General features: G+C 73.9%; 13 protein-coding genes. 7 read left to right on the top strand and 6 right to left on the bottom strand.

The window, feature by feature from the left end; all coding sequences use genetic code 11:
* Window positions 1–73: 73 nt before the first annotated feature.
* On the bottom strand, window positions 74–1564 hold the full coding sequence (locus ACIQUR_RS01010; RefSeq protein WP_403656487.1) for an FAD-dependent oxidoreductase: 1491 nt from the start codon (window positions 1562–1564) through the stop codon (window positions 74–76).
* A gap of 111 nt (window positions 1565–1675) precedes the next feature.
* Here ACIQUR_RS01010 and ACIQUR_RS01005 point away from each other — a divergent pair, with 111 nt between their 5' ends.
* A complete protein-coding gene (locus ACIQUR_RS01005; protein WP_403656484.1) occupies window positions 1676–2341 on the top strand; it encodes a TetR/AcrR family transcriptional regulator in 666 nt (221 codons plus the stop codon).
* 9 nt (window positions 2342–2350) lie between these two features.
* On the opposite strand, the gene ACIQUR_RS01000 is transcribed toward ACIQUR_RS01005, so the two are convergent.
* Window positions 2351–3247, bottom strand: coding sequence for a LysR family transcriptional regulator (locus ACIQUR_RS01000; RefSeq protein WP_403656481.1), 897 nt, complete (start codon window positions 3245–3247; stop codon window positions 2351–2353).
* 94 nt (window positions 3248–3341) lie between these two features.
* On the opposite strand from ACIQUR_RS01000, the gene ACIQUR_RS00995 reads away from it, so the two are divergent.
* Genes ACIQUR_RS00995 through ACIQUR_RS00985 form a run of 3 tightly spaced genes read left to right on the top strand, consistent with a single transcriptional unit; the run spans window position 3342 to window position 6738 of the window.
* Window positions 3342–4046, top strand: a complete 705-nt coding sequence (locus ACIQUR_RS00995) for a succinate dehydrogenase (protein WP_403656478.1) — start codon at window positions 3342–3344, stop codon at window positions 4044–4046.
* A 2-nt stretch (window positions 4047–4048) separates the two neighbouring features.
* On the top strand, window positions 4049–5995 hold the full coding sequence (locus ACIQUR_RS00990; protein ID WP_403656475.1) for a fumarate reductase/succinate dehydrogenase flavoprotein subunit: 1947 nt from the start codon (window positions 4049–4051) through the stop codon (window positions 5993–5995).
* Entirely contained in the window at window positions 5992–6738 is a 747-nt protein-coding gene (locus ACIQUR_RS00985) for a succinate dehydrogenase/fumarate reductase iron-sulfur subunit (RefSeq protein WP_403656471.1), read from the top strand. The genes ACIQUR_RS00990 and ACIQUR_RS00985 overlap by 4 nt, the downstream gene beginning before the upstream one ends.
* Before the next feature lie 34 nt (window positions 6739–6772).
* Here ACIQUR_RS00985 and ACIQUR_RS00980 read toward each other — a convergent pair whose 3' ends face one another.
* Together ACIQUR_RS00980 and ACIQUR_RS00975 are read right to left on the bottom strand one after the other, a co-directional pair.
* A complete protein-coding gene (locus ACIQUR_RS00980) occupies window positions 6773–7423 on the bottom strand; it encodes a hypothetical protein (protein WP_403656468.1) in 651 nt (216 codons plus the stop codon).
* 98 nt (window positions 7424–7521) lie between these two features.
* Window positions 7522–9981 carry an ABC transporter gene (locus ACIQUR_RS00975; RefSeq protein WP_403656466.1) on the bottom strand — a complete coding sequence of 820 codons (2460 nt, stop codon included), beginning with the start codon at window positions 9979–9981 and terminating at the stop codon, window positions 7522–7524.
* Window positions 9982–10057: 76 nt separating this feature from the next.
* Here ACIQUR_RS00975 and ACIQUR_RS00970 point away from each other — a divergent pair, with 76 nt between their 5' ends.
* On the top strand, window positions 10058–10873 hold the full coding sequence (locus tag ACIQUR_RS00970; protein WP_403656463.1) for a MerR family transcriptional regulator: 816 nt from the start codon (window positions 10058–10060) through the stop codon (window positions 10871–10873).
* A gap of 17 nt (window positions 10874–10890) precedes the next feature.
* Here the strand turns inward: ACIQUR_RS00970 and ACIQUR_RS00965 are convergent, their stop codons facing one another.
* The gene (locus ACIQUR_RS00965) at window positions 10891–11946 is read right to left on the bottom strand and encodes an LLM class flavin-dependent oxidoreductase (protein ID WP_403657931.1); all 1056 of its coding nucleotides are present in this window, start codon (window positions 11944–11946) and stop codon (window positions 10891–10893) included.
* Between the two features lie 112 nt (window positions 11947–12058).
* Here ACIQUR_RS00965 and ACIQUR_RS00960 point away from each other — a divergent pair, with 112 nt between their 5' ends.
* On the top strand, window positions 12059–12550 hold the full coding sequence (locus tag ACIQUR_RS00960) for a hypothetical protein (protein WP_403656460.1): 492 nt from the start codon (window positions 12059–12061) through the stop codon (window positions 12548–12550).
* 155 nt (window positions 12551–12705) lie between these two features.
* Here ACIQUR_RS00960 and ACIQUR_RS00955 read toward each other — a convergent pair whose 3' ends face one another.
* On the bottom strand, window positions 12706–12921 hold the full coding sequence (locus ACIQUR_RS00955) for a dodecin (RefSeq protein ID WP_399941902.1): 216 nt from the start codon (window positions 12919–12921) through the stop codon (window positions 12706–12708).
* Between the two features lie 371 nt (window positions 12922–13292).
* Here ACIQUR_RS00955 and ACIQUR_RS00950 point away from each other — a divergent pair, with 371 nt between their 5' ends.
* The gene (locus ACIQUR_RS00950) at window positions 13293–14546 is read left to right on the top strand and encodes an extracellular solute-binding protein (protein ID WP_403657928.1); all 1254 of its coding nucleotides are present in this window, start codon (window positions 13293–13295) and stop codon (window positions 14544–14546) included.
* The last annotated feature ends 117 nt before the right edge of the window (window positions 14547–14663 follow it).

Raw genomic sequence — 14663 nt, 5'->3', positions numbered from 1 at the left:
GGTGGCCCCGGCCACCGCGGCGGCCGGCCGGGGGGCGGCCGGATCCGCCGCGGCGGCCCGGGCACGGCGACGGTCAGAGGGCGGCGAGCCAGCGCAGGACCGGCTCCGGGTCCCGCCCCTCGGCGACCAGCGCCACGTGGTGGTCCGGCCGTATGAGCACCAGGGCGTCGCCCGTCACGCCGAAGGCCTCGCGGACGGCCGCCTCCGCCGCGGTGCCGAGGGCGGTGCCGACGGCGAGCGGCCGCACCGTGCCGCCGTGCGCGGCGGCCACGGCCGCCAGGGCGGGCCCGGTGCCGGGGCCGGTGGCGAGGAGGGTGAACCCGCCGCCGGCGAGGGCCTCGGAGAGCCAGCCCCCGCCGGGCAGCGCCACGTCGGGTGCCGGATCGCCCGGCGCCGTCCGTCCCGTGCCCGTGCCCGCGGCGAGGGGACTCCAGCGGTAGCCCGGCGGAACCTCGTCGGTCAGGGCCGCCTCCGTGCCGGTCCCCGGCGTGCGGACGGCTGCCATGACGTGCTCCATCCGCTCGTCGGTGATCTTCAGGGTCCAGGCGGCGACGGGCCCCCGCTCCTGTTCGTAGCTGTCCAGGAGGGCCGGGCCGCACCGGTCCCCGACGGCCAGCGCCAGCTTCCAGCCGAGGTTGAAGGCGTCCTGGATCCCGGTGTTCATCCCGAGGCCCCCCGCGATGGGGTGGACGTGCGCGGCGTCGCCCGCGAGGAAGACCCGGCCCACCCGGAACCGGCGCGCCATCCGGACGTTCACCCGCCACGACGACAGCCAGCTCGCCCGGCGGAGCCGTATCCCCGGGACCCCTGCGTGCCGGTCGAACCGCCGCTGGAAGGCCTCCAGCGAGGGCGGCAGCGCCTCCCCGTCCGGTCCGCGCTCCGGTGCCGTCTGTATCTGGAAGGAGTCGGTGCCCGGCACGGGCCACATCAGGACCGCCCCGTCCGCGGTGAACCACTGGTGCCAGACGTCCCGGCTCAGCGCGGGTGCCTCGACGTCCCCGCAGATCATGGTCTCGGCGCCGGCGGAGTGGCCCTCGAACGGCACCCCGAGTGCGCGGCGCACCGTGCTGTGCCCGCCGTCGCAGCCCACCGCGTACCCGGCCCGGAGCCCGCGCCCGTCGGCCAGCACCGCCCGCACGCCGTCCCCGTCCTGGCCGAGCCCGGCCAGCCGCGCGCCGAACTCCACCCCGGCGCCGAGTTCTCCGAGCCGGCGGCGCAGCGCCTCCTCGATCCGCCACTGGGCGGCGAACACCGCGCCGTCGAAGCGCGCCCCCGGCCGGTGTCCGGGGCCGGTCCCCGGCGCGAAGGGATCGGTGTCCTCCACCGGCACGCCGTCGAAGTACTTGCGGAACACCTGGTGCGCGGTGCCGTGGGCGAGCACCTCCCGGTGCGCACCCAGGTCGGCCAGGACCTCCAGGCTCCTCGGGTGCAGGGTCTTGCCGCGCGATTCGACGTGCGGCGCGTCCCGTCCGTCGATCACGCGCACGTCCACCCCGCGCCTGGCCAGGTCGCAGGCCAGGGTCAGTCCCGTGGGCCCCGCGCCCACGACGAGTACGTCGGTCATCTCGCTTCCCCCTCGCATCGCTCGGTGTCTCCAGGAAAGCGCCTCCGCCGCGAAAATGCAACCCGGTAACGAAAATAACCGGGTAATGGAATTTCTGCTAGGCTTGCGCGCATGGAGAACCCGCAGCAGCACCCGCCCCGCACCGCACCCGAAGCCGGCCTGCGCGAGACCAAGAAGCAGCGCACCCGCGACCACCTCGCCGCCACCGCCCTGGAACTCTTCCTGGAGCGCGGCTTCGACGACGTGTCCGTCGCCGAGGTCGCCGCCGCCGCCGAGGTCTCCAAGCCCACCCTGTTCCGCTACTTCCCGACCAAGGAGGACCTCCTCCTCGACCGCTTCGCGGACCACCAGGACGAGGCCGCCCGCATCGTGCGCGACCGCCCCGCCGGCACCACCCCGGTCCGCGCCCTCCACCAGCACTTCCTCGCCGCGCTCGCCGACCGCGACCCCATCACCGGCCTCTGCGACCACCCGGGCGTCCTCGCCTTCCAGCGGCTCCTCTACTCCTCGCCCGGCCTCGCCGCCCGCCTCACCCACTACACCGAGCGCGAGGTCGCACTCCTCGCCGAGGCCCTCGCGCCGGAGTACGACAGCCCCCTCGCCGCCCGCCTCGCCGCCCTCCACCTCGTGACCGTCCGCCACGAACTCGGCCACGAGAACTTCCGCCGCCTCGACGCCGGCAGCACCGCCGACGAGGCCCACGCCCAGGCCGCCGCCGACGCCGACCGCGCCTTCGCCATGCTCGCCGACGGCCTCGACTCCGCCGCCGGATCCTGACGCCCCGCCTCAGGCCCCGGGCCGCCGCCCCGTCAGCAGCACCCGCCGCAGCTCACGGGCGGCCCGGGGCGGCGCCACGTCCGTCCGGTGCGCCAGCGCGATGGTCCGGCGCAGCGGCGAACCGGCCAGCCGCGTGGTCCGCAGCCCCGGACCCGCCCGGTCCGCCACCATCGCCGGCACCACCGCCAGCCCGAGCCCCGCCCGCACGAAGCCCAGCACCGCGTCCATCTCGCCGCCCTCCACCGTGAACGACGGCTCGAAACCCTCCGCCCGGCACGCCGCCACCGTCAGCTCCCGCAGGTCGTAGCCGTGCCGGAACATCACCATCGGCTCCGCCCGCAGGTCCGCCACCGCCAGCTCGCCCCCGCCGCCCGGCGGCGGCGCCGACTCCGCCGACACCACCACCAGGTCCTCCGTCAACAGCTCCACCGTCCGCAACGACGGAGCCGACGGCGGCAGCGGCAGCGCGATCAGCGCCAGATCCAGCGCACCGCGCGCCAGCTCCCGCACCAGGTCGTGCGAACCACCCTCCTCGATCAGCAACTCGATCCCCGGGTGCGCGTCGTGGAACGACCGCAGCACGTCCGGCAACAGCCCCGTGCACAGACTCGGCGTCGCCCCCAGCCGCACCCGCCCCCGCCGCAGCTGCGCCAGCTCCTGCACCTCCACCCGGGCCGTCTCCGCGTCCGCCAGGATCCGCCGCGCCAGCGGCAGCAGCGCCTCACCCGCGTCCGTCAGCGCGATGTTCCCCCGCGCCCGGCTGAACAGCTCCGCCCCCAGCTCGCGTTCGAGCGCCTTGATCTGCTGCGAGAGCGACGGCTGCGCCACGTGCACCCGCTCGGCGGCCCGCGTGAAGTGCCGGGTCTCCGCCACGGCCACGAAATACACCAACTGCTGGAACTGCATAAAGACCAGATTAGCCCTCGATAGCCAGCCCCTATCAACATGACCGTCACCATGTCTTGGACCTTTCAGAGGCTGCTCCCTAGCGTGGTGTGCCATGGCTCTGGCAACGCGAACGGACCGACGACCGTCCCTCCCGCGCACCCTCTGGAACTCCACCCTCGGCAAGAAGACCGTCATGGCGGTCTCCGGGCTGGTCATGCTCGCCTACCTGGTCGTCCACATGCTGGGCAACCTCAAGATCTTCTTCGGCGCGGAGGACTTCAACGCCTACGCGGACTGGCTCCGCCACATGGGCGAGCCCTTCCTGCACAGCCACTGGGGACTCTGGGCCGCCCGCGTCGTGCTCCTGGCCGCCGTCGTCGCCCACGCCGTCTCCGCCTACCAGCTGAGCCGCCGCGACATCAAGGCCCGCCCCGTCAAGTACGCCCACACCCGCCGCCGCGCGAGCTACGCCACCCGCACCATGCGCTGGGGCGGCATCATCCTCGGCCTCTTCATCGTCTGGCACCTGCTCGACCTCACCACGCTCACCGTCAACGAGCGCGCCTGGGCCGGCCACCCCTACGAGAACGTCCTCGCCACCTTCTCCACCTGGTACGGCAACGTCATCTACATCACCGCCATGCTGGCCCTCGGCCTGCACGTCCGGCACGGCTTCTGGAGCGCCGCCCAGACCCTCGGCGCCGGCAACGCCACCCGCGACCGCGCCCTCAAGGCCACCGCCAACCTCCTCGCCCTCGTGCTGACCGCGGGCTTCATCTCCGTCCCCGTCGCCGTCATGACCGGAGTGGTGAACTGACCATGTCCTACGCCGACTACACCACCGGCGCCCCCGTCGCCGACACCAAGGCCCCCGCCGGCCCCATCGCCGAACGCTGGGACCGCCGCCGCTTCGAGGCCAAGCTCGTCAACCCCGCCAACCGCCGCAAGCACCGCATCATCGTCGTCGGCACCGGCCTCGCCGGCGGAGCCGCCGGCGCCACCCTCGCCGAACAGGGCTACCACGTCGTCCAGTTCTGCTTCCAGGACTCCCCGCGCCGCGCCCACTCCATAGCCGCCCAGGGCGGCATCAACGCCGCCAAGAACTACCGCAACGACGGCGACTCGATCCACCGCCTCTTCTACGACACCGTCAAGGGCGGCGACTTCCGCGCCCGCGAGTCCAACGTCCACCGCCTCGCACAGATCTCCGTCGAGATCATCGACCAGTGCGTGGCCCAAGGCGTCCCCTTCGCCCGCGAGTACGGCGGCCTCCTCGACACCCGCTCCTTCGGCGGCGTCCAGGTCTCCCGCACCTTCTACGCCCGCGGACAGACCGGCCAGCAGCTCCTCCTCGGCGCCTACCAGGCCCTCTCCCGCCAGATCGCCGCCGGCAACGTCGACATGCACGCCCGCACCGAGATGCTCGACCTCATCACCGTCGACGGCACCGCCCGCGGCATCGTCGCCCGCGACCTCGTCACCGGCGAGATCTCCACCCACTTCGCCGACGCCGTCGTCCTCGCCACCGGCGGCTACGGCAACGTCTTCTACCTCTCCACCAACGCCATGAACTCCAACGCGACCGCCATCTGGCGGGCGCACCGCCGCGGCGCCCACTTCGGCAACCCCTGCTTCACCCAGATCCACCCCACCTGCATCCCGCGCACCGGCGACCACCAGTCCAAGCTCACCCTGATGAGCGAGTCGCTCCGCAACGACGGCCGCATCTGGGTCCCCAAGGCCCAGGGCGACACCCGCCCCCCGGCCGAGATCCCCGAGAACGAGCGCGACTACTACCTCGAGCGGATCTACCCCGCCTTCGGCAACCTCGTCCCCCGCGACATCGCCTCCCGCGCCGCCAAGAACGTCTGCGACGAGGGCCGCGGCGTCGGCCCCGGCGGCCAGGGCGTCTACCTCGACTTCGCCGACGCCATCCGCCGCATGGGCAAGGACAAGGTCGCCGAGAAGTACGGCAACCTCTTCGACATGTACGAGCGGATCACCGCCGAGAACCCGTACGACGTGCCGATGCGCATCTACCCCGCCGTGCACTACACGATGGGCGGCCTCTGGGTCGACTACGACCTCCAGACCACCGTCCCCGGCCTCTTCGCCATCGGCGAGGCCAACTTCTCCGACCACGGCGCGAACCGCCTCGGCGCCTCCGCCCTCATGCAGGGCCTCGCCGACGGCTACTTCGTCCTCCCCGCCACCATCAACGACTACCTCGCCCGCCACCCCCGCACCGACACCGTCGGCGCGGACCACCCCGAGGCCGTCGCCGCCGTACGCGAGACCGAGGACCGCCTCGCCCGCCTGCTCGCCGTCGACGGCGACCGCACCCCCGACTCCTTCCACCGCGAGATCGGCGAACTCATGTGGGAGTACTGCGGCATGGCCCGCACCGACGCCGGCCTCCGCAAGGCCCTCGCCCGCATCCCCGAGATCCGCGCCGAGTTCTGGCGCCGCATCAAGGTCCCCGGCACCGGCCAGGAGTTCAACCAGTCCCTGGAGAAGGCCAACCGCGTCGTCGACTACCTCGAACTCGCCGAGCTGATGTGCCTCGACGCCCTCCACCGCGCAGAATCCTGCGGCGGCCACTTCCGTGAGGAGTCCCAGACCCCCGACGGCGAGGCCGAGCGCCAGGACGACACCTACTCCTACGCCGCCGCCTGGGAGTTCACCGCCACCGGCGAGGCCCCCGTCCTGCACCGGGAAGACCTCGTCTTCGAGTACGTCCACCCCACCCAGCGGAGCTACGCATGAGGCTCAACCTGCGCGTCTGGCGCCAGAAGAACGCCGACGCCCCCGGCGCCATGGTCACGTACCAGGTCGAGAACGTCTCCCCGGACATGTCCTTCCTGGAGATGCTCGACACCCTCAACGAAGACCTCATCCTGCGCGGCGAGGAGCCCGTCGCCTTCGACCACGACTGCCGCGAAGGCATCTGCGGCGCCTGCAGCCTCGTCATCAACGGCGACGCCCACGGCCCCGAACGCACCACCACCTGCCAGCTCCACATGCGGTCCTTCGGCGACGGCGACACCATCGACGTCGAACCCTGGCGCGCCGCCGCCTTCCCCGTCGTCAAGGACCTCGTCGTCGACCGCGGCGCCTTCGACCGGATCATCCAGGCCGGCGGCTACATCACCGCCCCCACCGGATCCGCCCCCGAAGCCCACGCCACCGCCGTCCCCAAGGCCGACGCCGACTCCGCCTTCGAGCACGCCGAGTGCATCGGCTGCGGCGCCTGCGTCGCCGCCTGCCCCAACGGCTCCGCGATGCTCTTCACCTCCGCCAAGGTCAACCACCTCAACGTCCTGCCCCAGGGCTCGCCCGAACGCGAGACCCGCGTCCTCGACATGGTGGCCCGCATGGACGAGGAGGGCTTCGGCGGCTGCACCCTCACCGGCGAATGCGCCACCGCCTGCCCCAAGGGCATCCCCCTGCCCTCCATCGCCGCCATGAACAAGGAATGGCTGCGCGCCACCCGCAAGGTCAAGCGCTAGGCGCGGTACGGGAGCTGCCGCTGCCGGTGCGGGGTTACGCGTCCCCCGCCAGCAGGTGCTGCGGCAGCTCCCGGAACGACCACCGGCCGGACCGGCGCGTGAACACCCACACCAGGTCGAACCGGTCCGGCCACTCCGCCGGCACCCCCGGCACCCGGTCCGCGCCCAGCGCCCGCACCAGCCCCGGAACACCCGCCCGCTCCCAGCACACCAGCACGGGCGCACCCGAGGCCACCGCAGCCGCCGCGACCCGCGCCTCCTCACCCAGCCCCAGGTCCGTCCGCACCTTCACGCCCAAGGACTCCGCGAGCGGCCCGACCGTCTCCCGGCTCCGGTGCGAACCGGCGTGCCGGCCCGCGTCGGCCACCGCGAACACCAGACCGGGCCGGGGGAGCGGGGCCTTCGGGGACGGCGCGAAGAGCAGCGGCAGCGCCCCGGCCCGCCGCCGGCCCCGCCCCGCCAGCGAACCCGGATCGTCCTCACCGTCGGCGTCCTGCCCCGGCGCCCCCGCGTACGGCTGCTCCGCGTGCCGCATCACCATGACCAGCGCGTCCCGGCCGGGCGGCGGGCCCGGCGCGGGCGGCGGCGGCTCGCTCCCGGCACATCCGGCGGCCGCGGCGGGTCCCGCGAGAACGAGGGCGGCCAGCACGCTGCGGCGCGGCACACCGGCGGATCCGTGGGGCATGCGCCCCACTGTCGCCCATCACCCGCGAGCCCCCGGCGCGCGGCACGGCGTACCCGGCCGCCGGTCAGCCGATCGGCCGACCCGCCCCGGCCCTGCGGTCAGGCCGTGCCGAGCCGCCGGGCCAGGTACGGCGCCGTACGGCTGCCCGGAGCCGCGGCCACCTCCGCCGGGGGGCCGGCCGCCACCACCCGGCCGCCCGCGTCACCCCCACCCGGCCCGAGGTCGATCACCCAGTCCGCGCCCGCCACCACGTCCATGTCGTGCTCGACGACCACCACCGAGTGCCCGGCCTCCACCAGTCCGTGCAGCCGCCCCAGCAGCACCTCCACATCCGCCGGGTGCAGGCCCGTCGTCGGCTCGTCCAGCAGGTACAGGGTGTGGTCGCGGCGGACCCGCTGCAGCTCCGCCGCCAGCTTGATCCGCTGCGCCTCGCCGCCCGACAGCTCGGTGGCCGGCTGTCCCAGCCGCAGGTAGCCCAGACCGATCTCCTCCAGCGCCCGCAGACTGCGCGCCGCCGCAGGCACCCCGGCGAAGAACTCCACCGCCGCCTCGACCGTCAGCCCCAGCACGTCGGCGATCGTCAACCCCTCGTGCCGCACCTGAAGGGTCTCCGGGTTGTACCGGGCCCCCGCACAGTCCGGGCACGGCGCGTACGTGGACGGCAGGAACAGCAGCTCCACCGAGACGAACCCCTCGCCCTGGCAGGTCTCGCACCGGCCGCCCGCCACGTTGAACGAGAACCGCCCCGCCGAGTACCCGCGCGCCCGCGCCTCCGGAGTGGCCGTGAAGATCTTCCGCACCGTGTCGAACAGACCCGTGTACGTCGCCAGGTTGGACCGCGGCGTACGGCCGATCGGCTTCTGGTCCACCTCGACCAGCCGCCGCACCGGCCCCGCCGCCCCCTCCCGCTCCAGCCGCCCCGCGACCTCCTCCGCCAGCGCCCGCCCCACCAGCGTGGACTTGCCCGAGCCGGACACGCCGGTGACGGCCGTGAACACCCCGAGCGGGAACTCCACGTCCAGACCGCGCAGGTTGTTCCGCGTCACCTGTGACAGTGCAATGTGACCGTTCGCACCGCGCACCGCCCGCACCGCCCCGCCCGCCTCCCCGGCCCCCGCCCCGCCCCGCTCCCCGAACAGGAACCTCCGCGTCGCCGACTCCGCCACCCCGGCCAGTCCCTCCGGCGGCCCGCAGTGCAGCACCTCGCCCCCGTGCTCACCGGCCCGCGGCCCGACGTCCACCAGCCAGTCCGCGTGCCGCACCACGTCCAGGTGGTGCTCCACCACGAACACCGTGTTCCCCGCCGCCTTCAGCCGGTCCAGCACCCCGAGCAGCGCCTCCGTGTCCGCCGGGTGCAGCCCCGCCGACGGCTCGTCCAGCACGTACACCACCCCGAACAGCCCCGACCGCAGCTGCGTCGCCAGCCGCAGCCGCTGCAGCTCACCCGCCGACAGCGTCGGCGCCGTACGGTCCAACGACAGGTAGCCCAGCCCCAGTTCGGTGACCGTCCCGATGCGCGCCAGCAGATCGCCCGCCAGCACCCGAGCCGTCTCGCTGCCCCCGTCCGCGGCCCCCGCCAGCACCACCGCCAGCTCCGTCAGCGGCAGCCCCGCCAGCTCCGCGATGGTCCGCCCCGCGAACGTCACCGCCAGGGCCTCCGCCCGCAGCCGGCTCCCGCCGCACCCCGGACACGCCACGCTCGTCAGGAACCGCTCCGCCCGCGCCCGCAGCGTCGCGCTCCTGCTGTCCGAGAAGGTCCGCATCACATACCGGTGCGCACTCGTGTACGTCCCCTGGTAGGGGCGTTGGATCCGGTCGGCCTCGCGCACCGGGTGCACGGTGACCACCGGCTGCTCCTCCGTGAACAGGATCCACTCCCGCTCCGCCGCGGGCAGCTCCCGCCACGGCCGGTCCACGTCGTACCCGAGCGCGTCCAGCACGTCCCGCAGGTTCTTCCCCTGCCAGGCCCCGGGCCAGGCCGCGATCGCCCCCTCCCGGATCGACAGCGCCGGATCGGGCACCAGCAGCTCCTCGCTGGTCCGGTGGATCCGCCCCAGCCCGTGGCACTCCGGGCACGCGCCGGCCGCCGTGTTGGGCGAGAACGCGTCCGAGTCCAGCCGCTCCGCCCCCGCCGGGTAGTCGCCGGCCCGCGAGTACAGCATCCGCAGCGAGTTGGAGAGCATCGTCACCGTGCCCACCGAGGACCGCGTCCCCGCGGTCGACCGCCGCTGCTCCAGCGAGACCGCCGGCGGCAGCCCCGTGATCTCCCCGACCTTCGGCGCCCCCACCTGGTGGATCAGCCGCCGCGCGTACGGCGCCACCGACTCGAAGTACCGCCGCTGCGCCTCCGCGTAGATCGTGCCGAACGCCAGCGAGGACTTCCCGGACCCCGACACACCCGTGAACACCGTCAGCGCGTCCCGCGGGATGTCCACGTCCACCCCGCGCAGGTTGTGCTCCCGCGCGCCCCGCACCCGTACGAAGGGATCGGCGGCGGGCGCCCCCGCGACGGCGGGGGAGTGGACGGGGGCGGGCTGCTGGGCTTCCGGGCTGTGCATTTGTCCGATTCTAGGCGTCGCCACCGCCCGCGATACTTGACCCTCACACCGTGTGAGGCCGTGCAGTAGGAGCATCATGTTCACCATCGGAGACTTCGCCCGCCACGGCCGCGTGTCCGTCCGCATGCTGCGGCACTACGACGCCATCGGCCTGCTCCCGCCCGCCCGCGTGGACCCCTTCACCGGCTACCGCTCCTACGAGGCGGCCCAGCTCAGCCGGCTCAACCGCGTCATCGCGCTCAAGGACCTCGGCTTCACCCTCGAACAGGTGCGCCTGATCCTCGACGAGATGGTCGGCCCCGACGAGCTGCGCGGCATGCTCCGGCTCCGCCGGGCCGAGCTCGCGGAGGCGCAGGCGGCCGCCGCGGCCCGGCTGGCCCAGGTCGAGGCGAGGCTCCGGACGATCGAGAGCGAGGGACGCATGGACACCCACGACGTGGTGGTCAAACGCATCGAGGCGGTGCGGGTGGCGGAGCTGAGCGCCACCGCGGAGAACTTCGACCCGGACCGGATCGGGCCCGTCGTCGGCCCGCTCTTCGACGAGCTGTGCCGCCGCCTGGAACGCGCGGGCGTCACGCCCGCCGGCCCGGCCGTCGCCTACTACGACGACGCCCCCGAGGGCGGCGAGGCGGTACGCGTCCACGCCGCGCTCCCGGTCGGCTCCTCCGTCAGCGGCGGGGACTTCGACCTCGTCGACCTCCCGGCCGTGGAACGCGCCGCCACCCTCGTCCACCGCGGTGCCATGGACGAGGTGCTGCCCACCGCCCAGGCGCTGGCGGCGTGGATCGACACACAGGGCCACCGCTCCGCGGGGTACGCGCGCGAGCTGTACCTGGAATGCCCCGACGACCCGCGCCAGTGGGTGACCGAACTCCAGGAGCCCCTCGTCTGATCCCGGCCGGGGACGCCTCAATCCGCTTGTCCTGCCGGCGGGTTGGGGCCTGTGCCGGCGCCGCCGGCGGTACGCGGCACCAGCCCCGCCAGCTCCGCCAGCCGGGCGAACGAGTCCAGCAGGCCGGCCCGGTCGTACGTGCTGGTCGTCACCAGCACCTCGTCCGCGCCGGTCTCCGCGACCACCGCGGCCAGCTCCCGGGCCACCCGCTCAGGGGTGCCGTGCACGTGCCCCCCGAGCCCGGACTCGTACAGCTCCCGCTCCCTGGCCGACATCTCCAGGGCCTCGATCCGCTCCGCGGGGGCCAGCGGCGGGAAACTGCCCCGCGTCCGCGCGTGCGCCATCGACCACGCCTCCGGGACGAGCAGCCGCCGCGCCTCCCGCTCGCTGCCCGCGACCGCGACCGTCCCCGAGACCACGACGTACGGGCGCTCCGCCCAGGCCGAGGGCCGGAACCCGCGCCGGTACTCCTCCACCGCCACCAGCAGTCGGTCCCGCCGCCGCAGGTCGCCCACCACCAGCGGCAGCCCGGCCCGCGCGGCGATCCCCGCGCCCTCGCCGGTCGCCAGCAGGAACGGCGGCACGCGCAGCCCCTCCGCGGGGCGCGCGTGGACCTGCGGGTGGGCGCGCTGGGTGCCGTCCAGCCAGCCGAGCAGCTGCCCCAGCCGCTCCTCGAAGGCGTCGGCGTCCTTCACGTCCCGGCCCAGCGCCCGGCGGATGCCGTCGGTGAACCCCACGGAACGGCCCAGCCCCATGTCGATCCGGCCCGGGAACAGCGACTCCAGCACGCCGAACTGCTCCGCGACCACCAGGGGCTCGTGGTTCGGCAGCATCACCCCGCCCGTGCCCACCCGGATCGCCGAGGTGGCGCCCGCGACGGCGGCGGCCAGCACGGTCGGCGCGGAACCCGCCACGCCCGGCACGCTGTGGTGCTCGGACACCCAGAACCGGTGGTAGCCCAGTTCCTCGGCGTACCGGGCCAGCGCGACGGTGTCGCGCAGCGCCTCGGGGCCGTCGTGGCCCTCGCGGACGCGGGAGCGGTCGAGGACCGAGAAGCGGGTCGCGGCCAGGATCGGGTTCGCAGTCACGGAGTCTTCAACGCGGCGGAGGGCCGGTGATTCCCGGGGCCGCCTTCCCGGGCCGCCTTCCCGGGCGCTGTCGGCGCCCCTGTCTAGGGTGGCGTACATGACAGAGTCCCACCGGCGGCCGCTGGCCGTCTTCGACCTCGACGGCACGCTCGCGGACACCGCGCACCGCCAGCACTTCCTGGAGCGCAAGCCCCGGGACTGGTCCGGGTTCTTCGGCGCGGCACCCCAGGACCCGCCGCTGGAGCGCGGGGTGCGGATGGCCGTGGAGGCGGCGGGCGACTGCGAGGTGGTCTACCTGACCGGCAGGCCGGAGCGCTGCCGCCGGGACACCCTCGCCTGGCTGGCCGCGCAGGAGCTGCCCGAGGGGCGGGTGTGGATGCGGGGCAACCAGGACCGCCGCCCGGCGCGGGTCACCAAGCTGGAGACGCTGGAGCGGATCGCACGGGGGCGGGAGGTGCGGATGCTCGTCGACGACGACGAGCTGGTCTGCGACGCGGCCCGGCGGGCCGGCTTCCCGGTGGTGCGCGCCGACTGGGCGGCGGCCTCGGCGGAGCTGAAGGACGCGCAGGAGCGCGAGGGCCGCACCTGAGCGCCGGCCGCGGTCCGGCCGTACCGGACCGCGATCCGCCGTACGCGCCGGGCCGCGATCGCCGGTACGCCGGGCCGAGGCCCGGGTACGCGCCGGACCGCGGCCGGGCGTGCGGGCCGGACCGCGGCCGGTCGTGCGGGCCGCGCGGCCCGGGGTCAGTCCTCGCCGTCGAGGCGGAAGCCGACCTTCAGCCCCACCTGGTAGTGCGCGATCTGTCCGTCCTCGATGTGCCCGCGGACCTGGGTGACCTCGAACCAGTCCAGGTTGCGCAGCGTCTGGCCGGCCCGCGCGATGCCGTTGCGGATCGCCTGGTCCACTCCCTCGTGGGAGGTGCCGACGATCTCGGTCACGCGGTAGGTGTGATTGGACATGTGACACTCCCGGTGGGGTGAGCTGGTGCCTCACTCCACGGTGCCCCACGCGCCGTCGTCCCGCGAGGCGTCGGCCGCGCCGCCCCGGCGCGGCGGCGCCGGCGCACGGCCGTCCGGGTGACGGATGGCCCGTACCCGCGCAGCCGCCGGTCGATGTGAGTCTCGTACAGCAGGTCCGGACCTTACCTCCTGCCTGCCGGCTCCCTCTTCATCGCGGTGAATCATCCCAATTGGGGCGCTCTGTCCGTGAGTCGAATGGCGATGCGTGAGGCTTTGGTGAAGAAAACCTGGTCGGAGACCCTTGACCCGTTCAATTGGTCCATGCCAATTTCGAGCCATCTCCGATCGACCCGAAGGTGGCATTCGTGAAGATGCGCTTCCCCCTCGCCGCGTGCACCGCCGTCCTGGCCGCCACGGCCCTGACGGCCTGCGGCGTCCTCCCCGGCGAGGGAGCCGGCCGGCAGCAGGTCACCGTCTGGCTGATGAAGGGCAGCGCCTCCGAGGACTTCCTGAAGCGCTTCACCACCGCCTTCGAGGCCGAGCACGAGGACATCGACCTGGAGATCGAGATCCAGGAGTGGACCGGCATCGGCGAGAAGGTCCACAAGGTCCTGCGCGGCGAGGACACCGCGGACGTCATCGAGGTCGGCAACACCCAGGTCGCCCAGTACGCCCAGACCGACGGCCTCACCGAACTCACCCTGGAGGGCCTGCGCGACTGGGGCAGCAAGGACTGGCTCAAGGGCCTCGCCGACCCCGGCAGCATCGACGGGGCGCAGTTCGGCGTCCCGTGGTACGCCGCCAACCGCGTCGTCCTCTACAACAAGGACCTCTTCGCCGCCGCGGGCGTCACCAAGGAGCCCGCCACCCGCCGCGACTGGATCCGCGCCACCGAACGCCTGGACCAGGGCGACCGGCAGGGCATCTACCTCGCCGGCCAGAACTGGTACGTGCTCGCCGGCTTCATCTGGGACGAGGGCGGCGAGCTCGCCGTCGAGGGCGACGGCCAGTGGAACGGCGCCCTCGGCACCCCCGAGGCCCAGCGCGGCATGGCCTTCTACAAGGAGCTCCAGGCCCTCGGCGACGGCCCCAAGGACGCCGACGAGGAAACCCCGCCCCAGGCGGAGGTGTTCGCCCGCGGCAAGGTCGCCCAGATCATCGCCCCGCCCGGCAGCGCCGCCCTCATCGAGGAGCTCAACCCCGCGCTGCGCGGCAAGCTCGGCTACTTCCCGATACCCGGCAAGACCGCCGCGAAGCCCGGCGCGGTCTTCACCGGCGGCTCCGACCTGATCATCCCGAAGTCCACCGAGCGGCGCCGCGCCGCCATCGAGGTCGTCTCCGCCCTCATCGGCGAGAAGTGGCAGACCGACCTGGCCCGCACCATGAGCTACGTGCCGAACAAGACCACCCTCGCCCACGTCATCGACGACAACGAGGGCACCTCCGCGATGGCCAAGGGGGCCGCCCAGGGCCGCGCCACGCCCACCTCGCCCCGCTGGGCGGACGTGGAGGCCAAGAACCCCATCAAGCCCTACATGACCGCCGTCCTCACCGGCGAGGACCCGCGCAGGGCCGCCGCCGCGGCCGACGCCACCATCACCCGGGTGCTCAGCGCCGACCGCTGACCCGGCCCCGCCCCGCCCCGCCCCCGGGGCGAACCACCCATTCAGCATCCGCACATCCACGGTCCCCTGCACCGTCATGTCGAATCCAGCCGGTCACGGAAGAAGTAAGGAGCCAGG

This window comes from Streptomyces sp. NPDC101132 (assembly GCF_044759225.1).
GTDB lineage: Bacteria > Actinomycetota > Actinomycetes > Streptomycetales > Streptomycetaceae > Streptomyces.
This window is presented reverse-complemented; position numbering and strand designations above follow the sequence as displayed.